This is a genomic window from Streptococcus sp. 1032 (genome assembly GCF_013277015.1).
In the GTDB taxonomy this organism is placed as follows: Bacteria; Bacillota; Bacilli; order Lactobacillales; family Streptococcaceae; genus Streptococcus.
The window spans coordinates 20157-40109 of record NZ_VMMD01000009.1 but is presented as its reverse complement, the minus strand read 5'-3'; the positions used below and the strand labels follow the sequence as shown (position 1 = coordinate 40109).

The window sequence follows — 19953 nt, the reverse complement described above, 5'->3', positions numbered from 1 at the left end:
ATTTAAAACTTCCCTCGATTGGTCAAGTCTTCTACCTTAGGCATGACTTCCTTATTGTCCCAATGCTCCACAATTTTCCCGTTTTCTAGACGGAAGATATCGTACTGGGCATAGGCAAGGCAATCAATCTGAGTCTGACCATAGCTAACCACATAGTTTCCTTGTCCTAAGAGTTGGAAAACAAAGTCAAAAGTGGCATTTACTTATAAACAGCTAATTTGATCTATTTTAATCCTCATTTGCCTTCTCTTTCAGATTAGCCAAAATTCTTTCTTGAAAGGATTCAAATTGCCGAATTTCTTCCTCTGAAAAACCTTTGTAAAAAACCGTATCCAATTTCTGACTGACACGATGTCCCACTTCTTTCTGGGACTTGCCCAACTCCGTTAAAACTAAATACTTCTTACGCTTGTCTTTTCCACACGGACTAACAATTACAAGTTTTTGTTCCTCTAGCTTTTTTATCATAGTCGTCAGCGTATTATTCGCAAGCCCAGTCGCAAGCGCAATATCTGTCGCAGTTGCACAGCCAGTTTCACTATTCCATAAAACCGCTAAAATCTTGCCCTGTTCACCCCTATAAAGAGCTTCAGGGTCTTGACTCAGTAACTTTTGAAAAATCCGCCCATTCAACAAACGAATATGATGGGCTAGCAAATGACTATCTTTCATAACACCTCCAATTTATTTCCATATCGAAATGAATAGAATAATTGTAACACTTGTTCTTTCAACTGTCAACTATTTCGATATAGAAATAATTTTTGTTAATGATTCACACCACCATACTCCGGCTCAACTAACTTTTAACGAGAGTTTCTAAACTCCCTCGTCCTCCAGTCTACAAAAGCCTTTCATCCGTACTATCCTATATTTTATGAGGGGACACGTTTTTCCTATCAGACAATTTATTTTAAAGATAGAAGTAAATCATAATTGCTTCCATCTGTTCTTTTATAGTATATTGAAGTTGGACTAGGGCACTGTATCTTCTAAAACATTGATAGAAAGCGATTTGAATTTCCCAATCAATTTGTTCGTATTTATACTCAATGAAAATCAAAGAGCAAACTAGCCGCAGGTTGCTNNAAGTCAGTCACATATATACGGTAAGGCGACGCTGACGTGGTTTGAAGAGATTTTCGAAGAGTATTAATTTCACCTTACCCTATCTTTCTCATAGCACCCTTCAAACCGCCTATACCCTACCGTTTGACGATTCCTCACTTCGCTCCACTTCCATTACAGAAGTTTCTTCACTACTATTGCTTCAGCTAACTTCTCATGATTCCTTGTTACTACTATCTGAGCGCTCACGAGATAGGTCTTATAAAAAATGCTTTGATCCACAATGGAATCAAAGCATTTTAAAAATCTCCCCATACATAAGCGCAGAAGCTGCGGTTCCTCTGTACTTAGCTTCTTCTCTTTTGATAAAGCGGGCCAAGTTGAGCAACTCAGGTGCCGGATGTCTGGGATTCTTGAGCAATTCACGATTGACCAGACCTGAGAGACGAACTGCCAGCAATTGCTCATTTGTAGTAGGCAGTTTTTTAGCAGTCTCTAGGAGAGCAGCAACTAAATCTTCACTCAAATCATGTCGAGCATGATTGTAAAGATCTTTTACAAGGCTTTCTAGGTTTGGTTCTACCATCCCTACCACCTCCTTAAGTTTAATAATTTTTAATCAAGTCAACCGTTGAACGATCCAATTTTTTCACCAAGGCTTGTAAGAAGGCTTGCGCTTCTAGGAAGTCATCCATTGCATAAAGTGTTTGGTGAGAATGGATATAACGAGCACAGACTCCGATTGTTGTAGATGGGACACCACCATTTTTCAGATGAGCTGCGCCAGCGTCTGTTCCGCCTTTACCACAATAGTATTGGTACTTGATACCAGCTTCTTCAGCTGTTGTCAAAAGGAAATCCTTCATACCTGGGAGAAGCAAGTGACCTGGGTCGTAGAAACGAATCAAGGTTCCATCTCCAATCTTGCCTTGACCGCCATAAACATCACCTGCTGGGGAGCAATCAACTGCGAGGAAGACTTCTGGATCAAACTTGGTTGTAGATGTATGAGCACCACGAAGACCAACTTCTTCTTGGACGTTAGAGCCAAGATAGAGTTCATTTCCGAGTTTTTGACCTGACAGAGCTTCCGCCAACTCGCTAACCATAAGAACACCGTAGCGGTTGTCCCAAGCTTTTGAGATGATATTTTTCTCATTGGCTGTCAAGATTGCAGAACTATCTGGTACGATGGTGTCGCCAGGACGGATGCCAAAGCTTTCTGCCTCAGCCTTATCCGCAAAACCGGCATCAAAGACGATATCTGCAATAGCAGGCATTGTTGGTCCACCCTTTCCACGAGTCAAATGTGGAGGAACAGAGCCTGAAATCACAGGAATTTCACGACCGTGACGAGTCAGGAGTTTGAAACGTTGGCTACTAACTACCATAGGATTCCAACCACCGATTTCTACGACACGGAAGGTACCATCTGGCTTAATCTCGCTGACCATAAAACCAACTTCATCCATATGAGAAGCGACCAAGACGCGCGGCGCATCTGCAGCTTCTGAATGTTTAATTCCGAAAATACCACCCAAGCCATCTGTCACTACTTCATCCACGTGCGGTGTCAACTTTTCACGAAGATAAGCACGGACAGGTGCTTCATGACCTGAGATCGCAGCAAGTTCTGTTACTTCTTTGATTTTTGAAAATAATGTTGTCATTTTAGTTCCTTCTTTCTTTCATCCATTTTACCACTTTTTATAGGAGAATAATAGCGGGAAGGTGGATTTCTAAATTAGTATCTTAGTCCTGCTCTATCTTAGAAAAAGCTTGTATTTTCTTGCATGTGAGGTGAAATCTAAGAACTATTCCAAGACCAACCAAACTATTAATTCCCAAACACAAAACAATTCGATGCTATATTTGTTCAGTTTTTCATGAAATTTCCAGAAAATAGTTGACTTTCCTTCCCTCTTTCTTTAAAATAGTACAAAACTAGGAAAAGGAAAAAATCATGACCAAAACAATCCTTGTTACAGGTGGAGCTGGCTACATTGGCTCCCATACCGTTAAAGCTCTTTTAAATGCTGGCTATCAGGTACATGTTCTAGATAATCTCTCTACAGGAAATCGTTCAGCTGTGGATAGTCGTGCTAGCTTTAAACAACTGGATGTTTATGATGCTAGCGCCTTAAAGGCTTACTTGGAAGAAAACAAGATTGACGCTGTTCTCCATTGTGCAGGTGAAATTGTTGTGAGCGAAAGTATTGAAAATCCAAGCAAATACTTCACTGCCAATGTTGCTGGTATGAATCAAGTTCTCAAAGTCTTATCTGAAGTTGGCATTCAAAAAATCATGTTCTCTTCGACTGCTTCCCTCTATGGTAATAACTGTATTGACAAGCCTGCAACTGAAGATACCCTGCTCGACCCTGTCAACCCTTATGCAGAAACAAAACTGATGGGTGAACGAATGATTTACTGGATGGCCAATCGCTACGACTGGAAATATGTCATTTTCCGTTACTTTAATGTTGCTGGGGCTGAAATGGATGCTTCAAACGGTCTGCGCGTGAAAAATCCAACTCATATCATTCCAAATATCAACAAGACCGCATTGGGACAAAATGATAGCCTGAAAATATTTGGAGATGACTACGATACACGTGATGGATCATGTATTCGAGATTACATTCATGTCTTAGACCTTGCACAAGCCCACGTTAAAGGGATGAATTACCTCTTTCAAGAAAACAGTTCTTCTCAAATCTTTAACTTAGGAACTGAAAAAGGCTATACCGTCAAAGAAATCTTTAAAACTGCTGAAGAACTACTGAATCAAAAAATACCACACGAAATTGTTGATCGCCGTGCTGGTGACCCAGCTAGCGTCCTAGCAGACGCATCAAAAGCTAAACAATATCTTGACTGGCAAGCTAGCTACTCCCTCGAAGATATTATTTTATCGGATTATCATTGGCGTGTTAAAGAAGACAAAAACATTTTGGAATAAATAGCAGAAACATCAATCATAAATAAAAACACAGATAGATGGCACTTGATAAATACCAAGTATCATCTATCTGTGTTTTATACATTAGAATCCAATTTATACTCTTCGAAAATCTCTTCAAACCACATCAACGCCGCCTTGCCGTATAGATGTTACTGACTTCGTCAGTTCTATCTGCAACCTCAAAATAGTATTTTGAGCTGACTTCGTCAGTTCTATCCACCACCTCAAAACACTGTTTTGAGCAGCCTGCGGCTAGTTTCCTAGTTTGCTCTTTGATTTTCATTGAGTATTATTTTGCATTTCTCTTTAAAGAAAAATGGTCTGGGACAGGGTCCTTACCTGGTTTCGACCAAGGATGGCAACGTAAAATCCGTGTCAAACCCATCAAGACACCCTTGAAGCCATGTTTCTCAATAGCCTCAATCATGTAGTTTGAACAAGTCGGCTCAAAGCGACAAGAGGGGGGAAAGGCTGGTGAGATAAACCGTTGGTAAAAGCGCACAGGCGCTATTAAAATTCGTTTCATTATTTCTTGGTTACAGCCATGGTGTGTAGTTGGCTGATTTCTTTTTTATTAAGACGACGGGATTCTCCTGGACGAAGACCTGTCAAGTCTAGATGTCCGAAACGAGTCCGTGATAACTTGTCCACTTGAAGACCGACAGCTTCAAACATTTTTTTAACCTGATGGTTGCGCCCTTCATGGATGGTCAACTGCACTACTGAGCGATTTTTGACTGGGTCCACTTTGAGAATCTCATAGACAGCAGGCTTGGTTTTCTTGCCATCAATCTCAAGACCACGCGTCAAAGGGCGGAGGTTTTCTTTGTTGGCCACACCTTTAACACGCGCGACATAAACCTTGTCAATCTCATTACGAGGGTGAATCATCTCATCCGTAAAATCCCCATCATTGGTCAAAATCAAGACTCCTGATGTATCCCAGTCCAAACGACCTACAGGGTAGATGCGCTCCTTCACGTTGGGCAAGAGGTCGACAACCGTCTTGCGGCCCTTGTCATCTGTCACACTGGAAATGACACCGCGTGGTTTATTAAGCAGATAATAGACCTTTTCTTCGTTGTAGATAGGTTGACCTTCAACTTCGACCTTGTCGCCTGACTTGATAGTGGTTGCGAGTTCACGCACTACTTGGCCGTTGACCGTCACCAAGCCTTGCTTGATCAACTCTTCTGCTTTTCTCCTACTGGCCACACCTGCGTGGGCAATATACTTATTGATTCTCATCTTCTTCTATCCTTTCACCAAATAATTGGCTTTCTTGGGCTTGAATCTCAAGCTCATCAATCACTGGTAATTCTTCTAAATGGTTTATCCCCATGTAATCTAGGAAATAATCCGTAGTCACATAGAGGTTGGGACGACCCAACACTTCTTTTTTCCCGTCTTCTCGTATCAAGTCAAAGACCTGCAACTTTGCCAAAGCCCCACTCGAGTTGACCCCACGGATGGCATCAATCTCTATCCGTGTGATGGGCTGTTTGTAGGCAATAATGGACAAGGTCTCAAGGGCAGCCCGAGATAAACTCTGGTTGATAGGTGCCTTAGAGTATTCCTTCAAAATCTCTGCAAATTGAGGCTTGGTCACCAATCTATAAGCGCCCCCTGTCTCAATCAGAGCCAAACTGGAATCTGGGTCCTTTTCATACTTCTGGGCTAATTTTTCTAAACTCTGTTGGATGCCTGTCGGTGGCAGAGAGAGAAGTTCAGCTAACTGGCGGACTCTAATCCCATCTTCACCCGCTACAAACAAGAGCGCTTCTATTTTTGCTAAAGTACTCATCTTTCCTCTCTATCAAGTCTAGCTTTGGGCCACTTGACTTTCTTCCTTCTTTTCCATGAGATAAATATCTCCGAAACTTTCCTCTTGCACGAGGATCAGCTCCTGGGTTTTGATTAACTCTAGGGTTGCCAAAAAGAGGGTAATGACCTCTTGGAGATTCTGGGCTTCCTTAAACAAATCCTGCAAGCGCAACTGGTCTCGTCCAGTCAAGGACTCTTTCACGATAATCATCATGTCCTCAATCTTATACTCATCCCGCAAGATGGTCGTGTGGTTCTGAGTAAACTCCTCTTTTTTCTTGGCTAGGATATTTGAAAAAGCCAAAAAGAGGTCAATGGTCGTCTTGTCATGCACAAGCTCCGCATCTTCGTAAATCAACTCTGTCGGTGCTTTGGAATAGTACTGGGCCCGTTCTTGGTGCTTGGCTTCCAAGCGCTCCCCTAAGAGCTTGAATTTGCGGTATTCTTCGATTTGAGAGAGAAGATCCTGCTCTAGGTCATCCTCCAAGTCTGTCACTTCTGCTACCTTTGGAAGTAGTTTGCGACTCTTGATCAGCATGAGCTGACTGGCCATGACCATGTACTCCCCCGTCACTTCCAGACGCATGGCCTGCAGGGTTGAGACATAGGCTAGATACTGTTCGATGACTTCTGTGATAGGCACATCGTAGATATCCATCTGGTACTTAGAAACCAGGTGCAAGAGCAAGTCCAGAGGCCCTTCAAAATCTTTTAGTTTAATATCCATTATCTATATTTTTCTAAAGTCAGGACTGTTTTTAATCCTAATTTTTTTGCAATTTCGTACAAATCGACCTTGTTTTCTATTTGTCGTAGAATGAACTGTTCCCGCAAGGCTTGGGCTGATAAGGCCGGAAAACCTTTCTCCTTGACAAAGGATTCTAGCTGACGAAAGGCCCACTGACGAGAATAGGCTTTCCCTCCCCTTTCAAAGAGATAAGTCTGCCCCATCAAGGGTTCTAATTCTGAAAGCAAGGTCGTGGGAATGGTGACAATCCTCTGTTGGGAAGCCTTCTTGATTCGCAACACCTGAAAATCCAGATTGATATCTGCAACCTTGATGGCTAAAATCTCACTGGGCAAGAGCCCCATTTCCAAAATCAGGAGAGCCAGTAAGCGGCCCTCTGGATAGTCGCTTTCCTGCCAAAAAGAGTCTAAGTCTAACAGTTCTGGCTTTTCGGTCTTCTTTTCAGCTTGTTTAGCTAATTCCAAGCGGTAAAAGCTATCCACTTCTCCTTTTTGATAGAGAAAGTAGAGAAATTGGTTACAGGTCGAAGTCTTTCGCTTCTGAGCGCTGATTTTTAGATTGACTAGCTGGGCTTGGTAAATCTTGAGACTGGTCTCAGAAATCCGCTCGCCTACAATGTCTAAAAATTGCTCCAAATCATACCTATAGGACTGCTTGGAATTGGCAGACAGACCCTGCTTTTCCTCTAAAAAGTCTGAAATCCTGTCTTTTATTTGCATCGAATCTCATATTCCTTACTAAAGTCATGCAAGAGGGCATTGACTGCCTTGAGGATAGACTTGCGCGTGATAATTCCTTGGAAAATACCAGACGCATCCACAACCGGCAAGAAGGACTCATCTACCAGCTTGTGCAAGACCTCCGTAATGGTAAAATCAGGCGAGACGACCGCTACGTCCGTTCTCGTCATATGAACGATATCCGTATCTGCCATGATTTCTTGACTCAAATCATGCTCCATCTGATAAGCCATAATATCTCTGAGCCCAATCGTCCCAACAAACTGTTTTTCATCTGTCACAACGGGAACACGGGTATAGGTCATCTGACTGAGCAAGAGGGTTGCATGATCCGCATTGTGAGTATCAATCAACACGGCTAGATTTTCAGCAGGGGTCAAAAAAGTTTCCTCCTGCCCCAACAAGAAAGTCTCAAACTCCTTGGCAATCATCGGCTAAACTCCTTGGACAAGCCCGGATACACCTCATGGACTCGTGTCAAAAAGTCCACTTTAAAATAACTGTCATCAATCTCCACACGAGCATAGAGACACTCTCTGATGGTCCCACGTGGTTGACTGATGGAACCTGGATTTAGAAAGAGGGTCTTGCCTTCCATCCAAGCGCTTGGCACATGCAAGTGACCATAAAGGCAGATATCGGCCTCTTCTTCCTGAGCCCAGTAGTCCAACTTTTGAAAGTTGAAATTGATGTCAAACAAGTGACCATGGGTTTGGATAATCTTGGTCGAACCAAGCTCAGTCACCAAACGTTCTGGGTAGCCGGCGTAGAAGTCCATGTTCCCTTTAACAACGCGTATGCCTTCCCAAAGGGGAGAATCTGGACGCAGTTCAGAATCGCCGTTATGAAAAACGGCGTCAACTTTGCCCACATAACGATCACGGATTTCTTCCACAATCAAGCTATCGCCATGGGAATCGCTCATTACAATGATGGTTTGCTTTGCCATGATGGAAATACCTCCAAAAGTTTCTTAACGGCTAAGGCACGGTGAGATTGACTATTTTTTTCTTCAAGGGTTAATTCAGCTGAGGACTTGCCTGTCTCTCCTACAAGGAAGAGAGGGTCATAGCCGAAGCCATTTTCACCCTTAGGTTCAAAGTTAATGTAGCCTGGCCAGTCTGCTTCAACAACCAAACTTTCCTTGTTGGGACTGGCTACGACTAGGGTTGTATGGAATTGAGCCGAGCGGTCCTTGAGTTCAAAGACCATGGCCAATTCGTGCAAGAGTTTAGCATTGTTTTCACGGTCAGTAGCTCCCACTCCTGCGAAACGAGCTGACCAGACACCTGGCAAGCCACCAAGGACATCGACTTTGAGACCTGAGTCATCTGCCAGAACCATCTTGCCCGTTAATTGGGAAATGGTTTCTGCCTTGAGGCGGGCATTTTCTTCAAAGGTCATACCTGTTTCTGCTACTTCAGGCAGGTCTGGATAATCATTAAGATTTTCCACATCGTAGCCTAGCTTGTCAAAGATAGCTCGGAATTCCTTGGTCTTGCCCTCGTTACGAGTCGCAATCAATAAGGTTTCTCTGACCTTGCTTGTCTCAAAGAAATCATGAACATTGACCCCTTCTTTAGGCAATTCTACATACAAGAGCTGCCCATTTTCAACCAAGAGCAGGGCTCCCTGACGTTGAATAACTTCCAAATTTCGTCCCATTTCTTGGTTAAGGATATCTACTACAAAAGACAATAAACGGTAGGGAGAACCATAGCGTAAAACAATAACTGAAAGTGGAAAACCTCGTTCCTCGTCTCGAAAGATTTTGGCCAATCCAACTAGAGGAAAATCCAAGTCTTCATCAGTCAAAGTCCGGACACCACCAAAAATGCTATAGGACCCAACATACCAGTCCTGGTCATCCTTGTATTCATAAATTTTATTTGTCATAATTCTACATGCTCCACATGAATTTCTTTTTCCAGCCATTCTTCACCAATTTGTGCAAAACTTTGGCTGCTGGCTGTTGTGTAAAAACGGTGATGGAGTGGTCCAGCATCGCGACCACGATTGATTTCAAAATAATTAAGTAAGACTGAAATGTCCCGTACACACTCTGCCCCACTATCGATGAGCTGAACCTTTGGCCCCATGACATTTTGAATAATGGGTCTGAGCAGTGGATAATGGGTACAGCCCAAAATCAAGCTATCCACCTTTCCAACCAAGGGACGCAGGGTTTCATAGACCACTTTCTTGGTAACACTGGTTGACAGGGCACCCGACTCCACCAAGGGAGCAAACTTGGGACAGGCCAAACTCTCCACCTGTAAGTCCGGATCCAGATCATGGATTTTCTGACGGTAAATGTCTGAGTGTACAGTCATGGGCGTTCCAATCACTCCGATTTTCCCACCTTGGCTGGACTTGATGGCTGCTGAAGCTCCTGGCAAAATCACACCCAAGACAGGAATATCTAGTTGAGCCTTGATTTCTTCCCAGACGACCGCAGTCGCAGTGTTACAAGCAATGACAATCATCTTGACATCCTTGGTCAAGAGAAAGTTGACCAACTGCCAAGTATATTCACGAATTTGCTCAGCAGGACGGGGACCATAGGGCGCCCGTGCCGAATCTCCAATATAGACGATTTCTTCATGGGGAAGCTGGCGCATGAGCTCGCGCACAACGGTCAAGCCCCCGACACCCGAATCCAAAAAACCAATTGGTCGATTATCCATACAGTCTTCTTTCTAGTCTTTTTTCTGATTGATAGTTCATTATGATTATTTATCCTTATGAACTGAATGACAGTCTAATCAATAACTATCTCTCTTAATCATAATCAAATATCAATAGAATGCAAGGAAAAAGTCTCATCCCTAAACATAACCAACATAGTGAGAAGTCTGGAACTTTCATCCCAGACTTTTCCTTATTTATTTTTTCTTTTTATTGTTGGCAAGGGCTGCTTTTTGTTGGCGAATGATTTGGTGGTAAACTTGTTGTACCTTAGCTTCGCTTGGTTTTTGACCATTTGCACTCAAAAGAGTACGAACTGCTTCAGCATTCAAACGTGGGTTGTCAGCAAATTCTTTTTCTATTTGCTTACGAACCAAGTACATTCCTCCAAGAGCTCCTCCTAGAAAAGCTAGCACAATCAATACAATTGCTAAAAGTAAATCCATCATTTTTCTCCTGTTTCTTTTTGAGTCTCTTTCATTATACCACAAACTAGCCACCCTGACTAGTTTGTTTTACGCTTTCATAGATGGAATAGACAGCAAAAAAACCCTGCTTTTCTGCGAAAGAGGGTTCCTTGCTGAGTTTAATTTACATAGATAGCCAGCGTTTGATACGGTTTGAGTAGAATTTTTTCAGACACTTCTGCATCTTCATAGTTTGAAAGCAAAATCTGTCCATTTTGGTAGGCTACTGGTAAATCGATTTCCACTTCTGTGGCATAAAAATTATTGAGCCACATCTCAGCCTTTTTCTTTATCCCAAAACTAATTCATCACTGACCAGACTTTGGCCACTATTTTTCTGGAAAAGATGCATGAGATCTTCAACTGTCAGATGCTTTTTCTCTTCTCCTTTGACATCTACCACTATCTTGCCTTGATAGAGCATAATGAGACGATTACCATACTCAATCGCATGGTTCATATCGTGGGTAATCATCAAAGTCGTCAACTGATGGTGTTCCACAATCTTTTGCGTCAAATCCATCACCATTTGACTCGTTTTCGGGTCAAGTGCCGCAGTATGTTCATCCAAAAGCAAAAGTTTGGGTTTCACCAGAGCTGCCATGACTAGGGTCAAGGCCTGTCTTTGTCCTCCTGAGAGGTATTGAGTATCCACTTTCAAGCGGTTTTCAAGACCAATATTCAACTCCTTCAAGGCCTCTTGGAACTGGATTCTGTCCTTCTCCTTCACGCCCCAGCCAAGTCCTCTTTTTTGTCCACGTCTCAAGGCAATAGCCATATTCTCCTCAATCGTCAAACGAGAGGCTGTTCCCATCTTAGGATCTTGAAAAACACGGGCGATATCCTTGGCTCTCTTTCTTACACTCAGATTTTTAATGGATTTCCCTGCCAATAAAAGGTCCCCTTCGTCCACCGATAGATTGCCAGCCAAGATATTCATCAAAGTGGATTTTCCTGCTCCATTTCCACCAATCACAGAGATAAAATCTCCCTCTTCAACTTCTAAATCTAATCCTTTGAGGACATGGTTCTCATTGACCGTCCCTGCTTCAAAGGTTTTGTGAATATTTTCAAGTGTTAACAAACTTGCCATAACTTTCTCCTCCTATTCATTTCTCAATTTCAGACCACGAATCTTTAATCTCTTTTGTAATTCTGGTGCAAATAAAACCAAGGCTAACAAAATTGCATTAAAGAGACGTACCAAATTTTGATCTAGATTTGGAATTTCATAGATATTTAAAATAATCAAACGGTAAACAATAGCACCGATTCCGATGGATAACAAGCGGCCTCCAATGGTCAAATCGTGTATCAAAACTTCCGCAATAATAACTGCACTCAAACCAACAACGATGGTTCCTGTCCCAGAAGTCACATCTGAAAATCCATCATTTTGGGCAAACAAGGAAGAGACAAGCTAAACTGAAAGAGAAAACAGCTTCTTCATTTGTTAGACCCAAGCTTGCCAATTGTTTAAAGATGGTTGCAGAATCTCCCAAGGAAAGATTAGGCACACTTCCCATGATTTTAATATTGATGGAATAAAGCCCTGTCAAGGTCACAATCCCTGTCAAGAGAGCTGGAATTTTCATCTTGGTGTGGAGCATTCCTGATACTAGACCTGCTACCATACCTGCGAACAAAGCAAGTAAAGTCGCAATCCAAGAATTTGTCCCTGCCTGTATCTGAGATACGACGACAGCCGCCCCCAGTGGAAAGGCCCCCTCAGCAGTCATATCCGCAATATCCAAAATACGGAAAGTCAAGTAGACCCCAATCGCCATAATCGACCACAACAAACCTTCTGATAAACTAGATAATACAAAATTCATCTCAAACCTCCTTATTCCTTGCCTTCTAACTTACTAATATCAATTCCCAATGCGTCTGCCATTTCTTGATTGGTATGCAATTCCAGTTTTTCAGGCAACTCAACTGCTATATTTTCTGGATTCTCACCTTTTAAAACACGAACCAGCATTCGTGCTGTCTGACGTCCCAATTCTTCATAATTTGTTCCGTAGTTATACAAGCCACCAACCGCAACCATTTCTGTTGAACCACCAAATACTGGAACCTTGTGTTTAATAGAAACCTGCTTGACTGTTTCCATGGTTGATGAAATGATATTATCCGTTGGTACAAAAACCATATCCACCTCTGCCATCAAGCTTTCTGCAACCGCCTTGACGTTGTTACTGTCCAAGATTGTTTTTTCAACAACGGTAAAGCCTTTTTCCTCCAGAAGGCGCTTAGCTTCATCCTTTTGGACAACTGAGTTTGGCTCGCTCTGAGTATAGAGAATTCCAATCGTTTTAGCCCTTGGTAACACTTTCTTTATCAAATTGATTTGGGTTGAAATGGCATCTGATGACTGATCGCTTGTCCCAGTTACATTGCTCCCAGGATGCTCTCTTGACTTAACCAACTTGGCACTGACAGGATCTGTTACCGCTGAAAAGATAACAGGTGTCGCTTGTGTTGTATTGGCCAAGCTCTGAGCAGAAGGCGTTGCGATAGCTAGAACGACATCACTAGATTCTGCTAGTTGCTGGGAAATCGTTTTTAGATTTCGTTGTTCTCCCTGTGCATTTTGCAAATCAATCTCAATATTTTCCCCCTTAACATAGCCTTGTTTAGCCAGTTCATCTACAAAGCCTTCTCTAGTAGCATCTAGAGACTGGTGGGTAATAAATTGCGAAATACCGATACGAAACACATCTTTTTTCTTATCTGCCTTCAACTGATGCAAACTGATCAGAGAGGTCAAGAGAATTCCCACTACCAAGAGGGGTGCTAGTAATTTTCGAACAACTTTCATAATGAAACTCCTTCTCAGAAAAGATAAAACAAAAAACCGCCTAGATACTATCTAAACGGATGCTTGAAATAATCTAACAAGTTACAACTTAGCTAGTCCATTTAGATATTCATCTATATGGACCACAATCAAAAATCTTAGCCACATAGATACAAACAAATTGCTTGAACTGTTTGCATCCATGGTGACATGTCTACAAACACTATCTAAAGTAGCTAAAGTAAAAGTTTTGATTCATCGTTACAGCTTGTCTTTTATTCATTTCTTTTTCTGCTTTCTTTTTTGATGTTTCCTATCTTACCACCTTTTTCATTAGCTGTCAAGAATATTTCAGAATTTTTTAAAATTTTTTGAAAATTCTTTCAAGGAGCTTTCAATTCTTTTAGGATAATTTCAAAGATTTGCCCATTAGACAAAATAGAAAGATTTGAAGACTTTTATGGTATTTAGTTGTACTAGAGCCTTTTAAAAGTGTTTTGATGGCTTGTATTTCTTCTTTGGTTGATTTCATATCACTATTATATAATGCGTTTTGATTTTAGTATAGTATTAAACTGACTCTTAGCAGTCGAACAAAAAATCGACAGTTATTTTATACTGTTTAAAACCAATAGTCAATACGACAATCTCTTTACTTTTCGGTTATCAACTCTGTAGATTGCTAACATATCCAAAATAAGCCAAGTATCCCGAGGATAGGCAACATATCTAGGTGTCCAAATAGGATTAAACTTTTGTTTATACTGTCTAAGACCACTAAATGAATAGAATCGATTAGTGAAGGCATAGATGAGATAGGCTACTTTTTCTTGTAGAAAGCTATGTTTCTCAGTTCCTACATTTGACAACGGCGCCATACCTAATTCAAATAAACTAACTCCTTCTTCTTTAAAATGAAGTAATAATTTCACAAAGAGATAATCCATAATACCATTGGGTACTGTCCTTAAGTGGTAGCGCATCAAATCGATGCTAGCTTCTTCAGGACCATTACAAGCTAAAAAGGTAACAAAAGCCTGAACCTTATCTTCCTTATCCCTTACAAGGGCTATTGGTGCTAATTGAATGTACTTCTCATCAAAAAATCCAAGTGAAAACCCTTTTTCTTGACGACCATCTAGCCAATTATACGATATTTCTTTAAGGGTGTTAAGCAACTTCTTATCAAAAGGTGGTTGTAATACTTGGAATTGATACCCCTTGCTTTCTAATCGATTAACAACTGTTCTAAATTTCTTTCCTTGTTTTCCTTCGGTTGTAAATCTATCGAGTAATACCTGAGCAGTCTCCCCAAATTTCATAAAGTCGTACCCATATTCATGAAGTAATAGGGTGGTTTCTTGATTAATTTCGTAGAAAATAACAGAGACATTTGTGTCCTCCGCATCCTCTAAAAACTTCGATAAGCCTTTTTCTAAGTATCCTGACTGTGCCAGTGGATCCGACATAACGACACATTTATTATTTTCAATTGCAAATTGGAAAACAACCTTGTCTTGACCATCCTCTTGGTACCAATAAAGGTATTTGTCATCTAAATAAGCCAGGGCAGCATCTAAATTTATATTTGGTATTGTTGCAATAAAGTCTTGATAACGTTGCTTATCGAAAACTTCTCCAAAATTCTCTTTGGTTTGATTACTCTCACGGAGTACCAAAACATACGAAATCACCAATATCAGAGACGAGCCAAAAAGATGAATCCAGTGTGTAATCAAATGAGGAAGATGTTTAACTTCAAATACATGATGAGGGTTCAAATGTCCTAACAAAACAAGGGTCAAGAAGAAACTTCCACCAATATACGATATATCCTTACAACAATCTTCCCAAGCATAAATATAATGACTGCGAACAAATGTATTTCTAATCCACCATATGATAGACAAAATAATGATTAGAAAAAAACTACTTGCTAATGAAAAACTACCAATATTCAAATAAACAAGGCTTACTAGACCTAGTACAGTAGCTAATGGTAATGTAAATTTTAAACGTCGTTTAACTAGTCTTGCAAGAAGGAAGAAGTGAACGCCGAGAATGATACTAGGAAGTTGAAAAACAAACTGTCCAGTGCTAGGTGAAAGTTCTTTAAACAAAGGAAGATGTCCTAATTCTTGAGGAACTATAGCTGACACCACGAGGAAGAAAGCAAAAAGTCGCAACCCCCAAACCAATACTATAGTGGATAGTGATTCAATAACCTTTTGGGGAATTCCCAAATATTTCTCATTAAGTCGGCCACCCATATTTTTAAAGAATAAAACAACTCCTAAACAGAAAGGAAGAATATAATAGAATAAACGAAATACTAGTAACCAACTTAGCGCCTGATCTTTATCAATACCAAGGGCAACTAAACCAGATACCATAATTAAATCGAAACTACCTAGGCTACCAGGAATCATCGATATAATGCCAATTGTAATAGCAATCATAAAGAGGGGGATTACATCATAAATTGGTAAATTGTAGCCTAAAACATACCCAACCAAAAGGAAAAAACTTAATACACTAGCCCAATCAAGGGCAGAAGTTAGCACTAAAGATAAAATTGTCCTTCCACTCAATTGACCAAAATAGACCCATTTTTTTCTATTTGAAACAAATAAAATAATTGGAAGATAGAGACAAGCTCCCAAAAGAGCTGGCCAATATTGTTTAATCCCCATTGAAATAGGAAATATAATTGTGAAAATTAAACTTATCAGTGCAAACAGTGAGAAACCACTCATAAAATAAGGGATGACACGAGAAATTCCTTGCATACTTTTTTCAGAGCGTTCTTCATCTCCATAGAAAGAATAGCGTAAACCAACATCCACCAAACCGGCAAAGCCAATCATATTATTCAAGCTATTTATAGTCCAACTTGTTTCTAGTAAGTAAGATAATTTTTGTTTCTGATTAAGTTCTTTATTTAGGATTCTATCATAGAGCATCATTGGCGCAACAGCCATAGAACCAAAGAAAACTAAACAAATCAGTTTTATTGGAGAGAGTTCCCCCAAGATTGCTCCAACCTTATCAAACGAAATTGTCTTAAAAAGTCTGATTATCTCTACAATAACGAGACTAACAATAGATAAAAATAAGGTAATCTTGATGAGTGTCTGCCATTTTTTCATGCAATTCAAAATTGTTCTCACAAGCTCATCCTCTTATCCTAATAAAGTTTGTAATATTGGAATAACAACGATAAATAGAACCGTACTTAGAGTCACCACATTCGTAGAGAATTCCACGTCTCCTTTTCCCTGATTAGCAAGGATTGGGAGAACAGCTAGAGCTGGTGTAGCGGACTGAATCATAAAGGTCTTAAATTCTACTGTCGCCATATTTGGTGCAGAGAACTTCAATACAAGAAGCATAATCAGAGGAGCTAGGATAAAGCGTCCAACTAAAGTGACAATTGTATCCTTATCAAAAGTAATAGTATTCAAGCCTGCCTTTGCAAGAACGATACCAATATAAATCAGAGATAAGGGAGTGACGATATTTCCTACATAAGTTAAGGTATTCGTTGCGAAATCTGGAATGGAGATTCGGAGAATCAAAAATAGTAGAGCGACAAGAAAACCTACAAGCGGAGCTGGAAGCAATTTCTTCCAGTCAAATTTAGTTTTCTTCTTGCTTTGACCCGATTTACTATCGCTCGTCATCACATACACGCCTAATGTCCAGGTAGAAATCGTGTTGGTGATATAGTAAATTAAGAAATATGGAAGAGCCTGATTACCAAAAAGAGCAACGTTTAATGGTAGACCGATAAAAATAGTATTGGCATTCACAAAGGTATTAATCATGGTCCCTCGCCGTCCTGGACGAACCTTGAAAAGCCTAACTGCAATATAAGCTACGATATAGCCCAATTTAAATGCTACAAAAGTATAAAAGAGTCCTCCAGAAAGACTGATTAGTTTATCTAGCGTTAGGTATTTCATCACCGACACAAAGATTGACGCTGGCAAGGCTACATTCATGATTAAACGAGACAGGTTAGGTCCAAAGGCATCCCCAAACCATCCCCTCACCTGAAGAATATACCCCAAAACAATAATAGCAATAATCGGAATGATACTCGTAATCGAAGTTAAAAAGAGTGACATAGGTGTCCTTTCTAAATTACTTAAGTCCACAGCCCATACAAATCTGCCACTATAGAAGGATAGCAGCAGAAATGAATTATTTATACTCTGGATACCACTTCAAATCACGAACTGCTTTGGCCATATCTGTTTCCTTAGCGCGTGCAAGATCTTGCTCTTGTGCTTTTTCAGCGACTGCTTCTGCTACTTTAATAGAAACATCTGCTACATACTTGAATGGCGGCAAGACAGGAGTTCCTGGCTGGCCTGGATTGACAATACCACTTAATGAATGCGCCGCTGCTCCAATCATTTCATCAGTCAAAAGACTTGCTTCAGAAGCCAGCATACCTAGACCAAGACCTGGGTAAATCAGGGCATTGTTTGCTTGACCAATCACATAGTCTACACCTTTATAAGAAACCGTATCAGCAGGAATTCCTGTTGCGACAAAAGCTTTGCCATCTGACCATTCAATCAAATCTTTGGCACTAGCTTCTGCCAATTTAGTTGGATTTGACAAAGGGAAAATCATTGGACGTTCTGTGTTTTCACACATAGCTTCTACTATTTCTTTAGTGAAGGTATTAGGCTGAGTTGAAGTTCCTACAAGAATAGTTGGCTTCACAGTCTTCACTACTTCAAGCAGGTCAGTCAACTTATCTGCGTTACTAAAATCAGCACGTTTCTTAGCAAATGGTTTTTGCTCTGGTGTCAAGTCATCCATGTCATCAAAGAGAAGACCTTGTTTATCAACCATAAAGAAACGTTTATAGGCTTCTTCTTCAGAAAGACCTTCACTTACCATTTCACGAAGAACACGAGAGGCAATTCCTGCACCCGCAGTACCACCACCATAGCAGAGATAAACTTGATCTGTTAATTTTTCACCACTAATATCCAGCGAACCAAAGATACCACCCAAGGTAACGATTCCCGTACCTTGAATATCATCATTAAAGGTCGGAATTTGTTTCCGGTATTTTTCAAGAATATTGGCAGCATTCAAGCGACCAAAATCTTCCCAGTGAAGGTAAAGTTTAGGAAAGAGACGTTCTGCTGTTTGAACAAATTGGTCAATGAAGTCGTAGTAACGATCTCCGCGGACCCGTTCGTGACGATTTCCTAAGTAATTAGGATTGTTACGAAGTTCTTCACGGTTAGTCCCTGCATCAATGACTAAAGGAAGGACCATTGAAGGATCGATTCCAGCAGCAGCCGTATAGACCATCAATTTCCCAACAGAAATATCGACACCATTTGTTCCCCAGTCGCCAATTCCAAGGATTCCTTCTGCATCTGTTACAACAATGAGACGAATCTCGCGACCCCCGGCAGCGTTTTTCAAAGTGGCTTCAATATTTTCAGGATGATTGATATCAAGATATCCCGCATATTGGGGATCTACAAAAAGATCACTATAGCCTTCAATGGTATCTGCAATGGTTGGATCATATACAATTGGATTGAATTCTTCCAAATGTTGAGAAAAGAGGTAATAAAAAAGAGTCCTGTTGGTATTAAAAATTTCCATTAGGAAAAGACGTTTTTCCAGATCATTGGCTTTTGTTTGCATTTGTGCATAAGTTTGCGCCGCTTGTTCTTCAATCGTTTGAACATACGGTGGCAGTAAACCAATAAGGCCTAGTTCCTTTCGCTCCTCTAAGGTAAAGGCAGTACCTTTATTGAGGAAAGGATTGTTTAAAATATCATGTGCAGTCATAGTGCAACCTCCTTTTTACTTATATTATACCACATGAAACGAATTGTTCATGAAACGTTGTTGTTTAAATAATACAATTGTATACGCATATGTTATAATGAGTCTACGAGAACAATTTCTAATAGGCTCTTTTATACTTAAAACACTATTATTGATAATACTTTAAGTTGTTATATTTTATAAATTTCTGAACTCATCAAACTCTCGATGATCACTCTTTACTAAAAGTTTCGAGTAAAATAAACCAATCATACAAATTGACAATCCTAATTAAAATAAATATCATATAAGTTCGCTATGTAGTACTTTGTATTTTTTAAGGTGTTTTTTTGTCATATAAAACTTGTATTCTATTTATATGACAACTAAAAACTATTTACAACAATATATTTCCCAAAAAGTGAAATATTTTCGAACACAGAATAAAATGAGCCAGGAAGAACTTTCGGAACAAGCAGGACTCGGGCTTAAATATATCAATCAACTTGAAAACCAAAATGTGAATCTGACCATTCACAGTCTTGAAAAAGTGATTGACGCCCTAGAAATGACCCCAGAGGAATTTTTCAATTTTGATAGCCTTGAATCAACCTCTGATAAGAGTGGCAATCTTTCACTCAAAAGAATCAACATGAAGATTAAACAGCTCCCTATTGATAAACGAGAAAAGATGTTGGTCATTTTTGAGAGTATCTTAGATAATCTTTGAGATTCCTGACTCACTTACATTTTAACTGGTGAATACTCGTATAGTCAAATTGTAGGATACGGATAAAAATTATTTATCTGCTGTTTTCCACTTATTTTCCTTCTCCAAC

21 protein-coding genes and 4 pseudogenes are annotated in these 19953 nt (G+C 40.2%); 2 read left to right on the top strand and 23 right to left on the bottom strand.

What is annotated here, in order from left to right:
* Positions 1-2: 2 nt before the first annotated feature.
* From HT711_RS02120 to pepA, 4 genes and pseudogenes are all read right to left on the bottom strand, one after another.
* Positions 3-194 (bottom strand): annotated as a pseudogene (locus HT711_RS02120) (polyketide cyclase); the annotation flags it as partial.
* 34 nt (positions 195-228) lie between these two features.
* Complete coding sequence (locus HT711_RS02115) at positions 229-672, bottom strand: MarR family transcriptional regulator (protein WP_173233251.1); 444 nt, start codon at positions 670-672, stop codon at positions 229-231.
* Between the two features lie 685 nt (positions 673-1357).
* On the bottom strand, positions 1358-1654 hold the full coding sequence (locus HT711_RS02110; protein ID WP_057487917.1) for an enterocin immunity protein: 297 nt from the start codon (positions 1652-1654) through the stop codon (positions 1358-1360).
* Positions 1655-1673: 19 nt separating this feature from the next.
* Entirely contained in the window at positions 1674-2738 is a 1065-nt protein-coding gene (gene pepA, locus HT711_RS02105) for a glutamyl aminopeptidase (RefSeq protein ID WP_173233253.1), read from the bottom strand.
* Positions 2739-3031: 293 nt separating this feature from the next.
* Between pepA and galE the strand changes: the two genes are divergently transcribed.
* Positions 3032-4030: a UDP-glucose 4-epimerase GalE gene (gene galE, locus HT711_RS02100; protein WP_173219667.1), complete on the top strand. Its 999-nt coding sequence runs from the start codon at positions 3032-3034 to the stop codon at positions 4028-4030.
* Between the two features lie 127 nt (positions 4031-4157).
* Here galE and HT711_RS11195 read toward each other — a convergent pair whose 3' ends face one another.
* The 19 genes and pseudogenes from HT711_RS11195 to HT711_RS02010 form a co-directional block, all read right to left on the bottom strand.
* Positions 4158-4316 (bottom strand): chlorohydrolase, encoded by a 159-nt coding sequence (locus HT711_RS11195; RefSeq protein WP_240148979.1) that lies wholly within the window; start codon positions 4314-4316, stop codon positions 4158-4160.
* A gap of 6 nt (positions 4317-4322) precedes the next feature.
* Positions 4323-4559, bottom strand: coding sequence for a membrane protein insertion efficiency factor YidD (gene yidD, locus HT711_RS02095; RefSeq protein WP_049512981.1), 237 nt, complete (start codon positions 4557-4559; stop codon positions 4323-4325).
* Positions 4559-5281 carry a pseudouridine synthase gene (locus HT711_RS02090; RefSeq protein WP_001222230.1) on the bottom strand — a complete coding sequence of 241 codons (723 nt, stop codon included), beginning with the start codon at positions 5279-5281 and terminating at the stop codon, positions 4559-4561. Before HT711_RS02090 ends, yidD begins: the two co-directional genes overlap by 1 nt.
* Positions 5268-5837 (bottom strand): SMC-Scp complex subunit ScpB, encoded by a 570-nt coding sequence (scpB, locus tag HT711_RS02085; protein ID WP_064275926.1) that lies wholly within the window; start codon positions 5835-5837, stop codon positions 5268-5270. Before scpB ends, HT711_RS02090 begins: the two co-directional genes overlap by 14 nt.
* An 18-nt stretch (positions 5838-5855) precedes the next feature.
* Positions 5856-6584: a segregation/condensation protein A gene (locus HT711_RS02080; protein ID WP_173219670.1), complete on the bottom strand. Its 729-nt coding sequence runs from the start codon at positions 6582-6584 to the stop codon at positions 5856-5858.
* A complete protein-coding gene (gene xerD, locus HT711_RS02075) occupies positions 6584-7318 on the bottom strand; it encodes a site-specific tyrosine recombinase XerD (RefSeq protein WP_316043873.1) in 735 nt (244 codons plus the stop codon). Before xerD ends, HT711_RS02080 begins: the two co-directional genes overlap by 1 nt.
* The gene (gene cbpB, locus HT711_RS02070; protein WP_004260968.1) at positions 7315-7776 is read right to left on the bottom strand and encodes a cyclic-di-AMP-binding protein CbpB; all 462 of its coding nucleotides are present in this window, start codon (positions 7774-7776) and stop codon (positions 7315-7317) included. The genes xerD and cbpB overlap by 4 nt, the downstream gene beginning before the upstream one ends.
* On the bottom strand, positions 7773-8294 hold the full coding sequence (locus HT711_RS02065) for a metallophosphoesterase (protein WP_164226033.1): 522 nt from the start codon (positions 8292-8294) through the stop codon (positions 7773-7775). Before HT711_RS02065 ends, cbpB begins: the two co-directional genes overlap by 4 nt.
* Positions 8270-9241 (bottom strand): nucleoside-triphosphate diphosphatase, encoded by a 972-nt coding sequence (locus HT711_RS02060; protein ID WP_164226032.1) that lies wholly within the window; start codon positions 9239-9241, stop codon positions 8270-8272. Before HT711_RS02060 ends, HT711_RS02065 begins: the two co-directional genes overlap by 25 nt.
* Positions 9238-10032 (bottom strand): glutamate racemase, encoded by a 795-nt coding sequence (racE, locus tag HT711_RS02055; protein ID WP_000370371.1) that lies wholly within the window; start codon positions 10030-10032, stop codon positions 9238-9240. The genes HT711_RS02060 and racE overlap by 4 nt, the downstream gene beginning before the upstream one ends.
* A 198-nt stretch (positions 10033-10230) precedes the next feature.
* The gene (locus HT711_RS02050; RefSeq protein ID WP_000364990.1) at positions 10231-10479 is read right to left on the bottom strand and encodes a YneF family protein; all 249 of its coding nucleotides are present in this window, start codon (positions 10477-10479) and stop codon (positions 10231-10233) included.
* A gap of 140 nt (positions 10480-10619) precedes the next feature.
* A pseudogene (locus HT711_RS02045) lies at positions 10620-10775 on the bottom strand (alpha,alpha-phosphotrehalase); the annotation flags it as partial.
* Between the two features lie 14 nt (positions 10776-10789).
* A complete protein-coding gene (locus tag HT711_RS02040; protein ID WP_000157661.1) occupies positions 10790-11593 on the bottom strand; it encodes an ATP-binding cassette domain-containing protein in 804 nt (267 codons plus the stop codon).
* Between the two features lie 12 nt (positions 11594-11605).
* Positions 11606-12335 (bottom strand): annotated as a pseudogene (locus HT711_RS02035) (ABC transporter permease).
* 11 nt (positions 12336-12346) lie between these two features.
* A complete protein-coding gene (locus HT711_RS02030) occupies positions 12347-13324 on the bottom strand; it encodes an ABC transporter substrate-binding protein (protein WP_173233259.1) in 978 nt (325 codons plus the stop codon).
* 391 nt (positions 13325-13715) lie between these two features.
* Positions 13716-13835: pseudogene (locus HT711_RS02025) on the bottom strand (IS630 family transposase); the annotation flags it as partial.
* Between the two features lie 103 nt (positions 13836-13938).
* On the bottom strand, positions 13939-16452 hold the full coding sequence (mprF, locus tag HT711_RS02020) for a bifunctional lysylphosphatidylglycerol flippase/synthetase MprF (RefSeq protein ID WP_188111561.1): 2514 nt from the start codon (positions 16450-16452) through the stop codon (positions 13939-13941).
* Between the two features lie 33 nt (positions 16453-16485).
* Positions 16486-17433, bottom strand: a complete 948-nt coding sequence (locus HT711_RS02015; protein WP_173219685.1) for an AEC family transporter — start codon at positions 17431-17433, stop codon at positions 16486-16488.
* Between the two features lie 76 nt (positions 17434-17509).
* On the bottom strand, positions 17510-19135 hold the full coding sequence (locus HT711_RS02010; protein WP_173219688.1) for a malolactic enzyme: 1626 nt from the start codon (positions 19133-19135) through the stop codon (positions 17510-17512).
* A 358-nt stretch (positions 19136-19493) separates the two neighbouring features.
* On the opposite strand from HT711_RS02010, the gene HT711_RS02005 reads away from it, so the two are divergent.
* Positions 19494-19844, top strand: a complete 351-nt coding sequence (locus HT711_RS02005) for a helix-turn-helix transcriptional regulator (RefSeq protein ID WP_164226984.1) — start codon at positions 19494-19496, stop codon at positions 19842-19844.
* The last annotated feature ends 109 nt before the right edge of the window (positions 19845-19953 follow it).

Excerpts from the sequence above, each read along its gene's own strand:
- cbpB (WP_004260968.1), bottom strand. The coding sequence starts at position 7,776 with ATGATTGCCAAGGAGTTTGAGACTTTCTTGTTGGGGCAGGAGGAAACT.
- racE (WP_000370371.1), bottom strand. The coding sequence starts at position 10,032 with ATGGATAATCGACCAATTGGTTTTTTGGATTCGGGTGTCGGGGGCTTG.
- HT711_RS02060 (WP_164226032.1), bottom strand. The coding sequence starts at position 9,241 with ATGACAAATAAAATTTATGAATACAAGGATGACCAGGACTGGTATGTT.
- HT711_RS02115 (WP_173233251.1), bottom strand. The coding sequence starts at position 672 with ATGAAAGATAGTCATTTGCTAGCCCATCATATTCGTTTGTTGAATGGG.
- scpB (WP_064275926.1), bottom strand. The coding sequence starts at position 5,837 with ATGAGTACTTTAGCAAAAATAGAAGCGCTCTTGTTTGTAGCGGGTGAA.
- HT711_RS02110 (WP_057487917.1), bottom strand. The coding sequence starts at position 1,654 with ATGGTAGAACCAAACCTAGAAAGCCTTGTAAAAGATCTTTACAATCAT.
- yidD (WP_049512981.1), bottom strand. The coding sequence starts at position 4,559 with ATGAAACGAATTTTAATAGCGCCTGTGCGCTTTTACCAACGGTTTATC.
- mprF (WP_188111561.1), bottom strand. The coding sequence starts at position 16,452 with ATGAAAAAATGGCAGACACTCATCAAGATTACCTTATTTTTATCTATT.
- HT711_RS02040 (WP_000157661.1), bottom strand. The coding sequence starts at position 11,593 with ATGGCAAGTTTGTTAACACTTGAAAATATTCACAAAACCTTTGAAGCA.
- galE (WP_173219667.1), top strand. The coding sequence starts at position 3,032 with ATGACCAAAACAATCCTTGTTACAGGTGGAGCTGGCTACATTGGCTCC.
- HT711_RS02005 (WP_164226984.1), top strand. The coding sequence starts at position 19,494 with ATGACAACTAAAAACTATTTACAACAATATATTTCCCAAAAAGTGAAA.
- HT711_RS02080 (WP_173219670.1), bottom strand. The coding sequence starts at position 6,584 with ATGGATATTAAACTAAAAGATTTTGAAGGGCCTCTGGACTTGCTCTTG.
- HT711_RS02015 (WP_173219685.1), bottom strand. The coding sequence starts at position 17,433 with ATGTCACTCTTTTTAACTTCGATTACGAGTATCATTCCGATTATTGCT.
- HT711_RS02050 (WP_000364990.1), bottom strand. The coding sequence starts at position 10,479 with ATGGATTTACTTTTAGCAATTGTATTGATTGTGCTAGCTTTTCTAGGA.
- HT711_RS11195 (WP_240148979.1), bottom strand. The coding sequence starts at position 4,316 with ATGAAAATCAAAGAGCAAACTAGGAAACTAGCCGCAGGCTGCTCAAAA.
- HT711_RS02090 (WP_001222230.1), bottom strand. The coding sequence starts at position 5,281 with ATGAGAATCAATAAGTATATTGCCCACGCAGGTGTGGCCAGTAGGAGA.
- HT711_RS02030 (WP_173233259.1), bottom strand. The coding sequence starts at position 13,324 with ATGAAAGTTGTTCGAAAATTACTAGCACCCCTCTTGGTAGTGGGAATT.
- pepA (WP_173233253.1), bottom strand. The coding sequence starts at position 2,738 with ATGACAACATTATTTTCAAAAATCAAAGAAGTAACAGAACTTGCTGCG.
- HT711_RS02065 (WP_164226033.1), bottom strand. The coding sequence starts at position 8,294 with ATGGCAAAGCAAACCATCATTGTAATGAGCGATTCCCATGGCGATAGC.
- HT711_RS02010 (WP_173219688.1), bottom strand. The coding sequence starts at position 19,135 with ATGACTGCACATGATATTTTAAACAATCCTTTCCTCAATAAAGGTACT.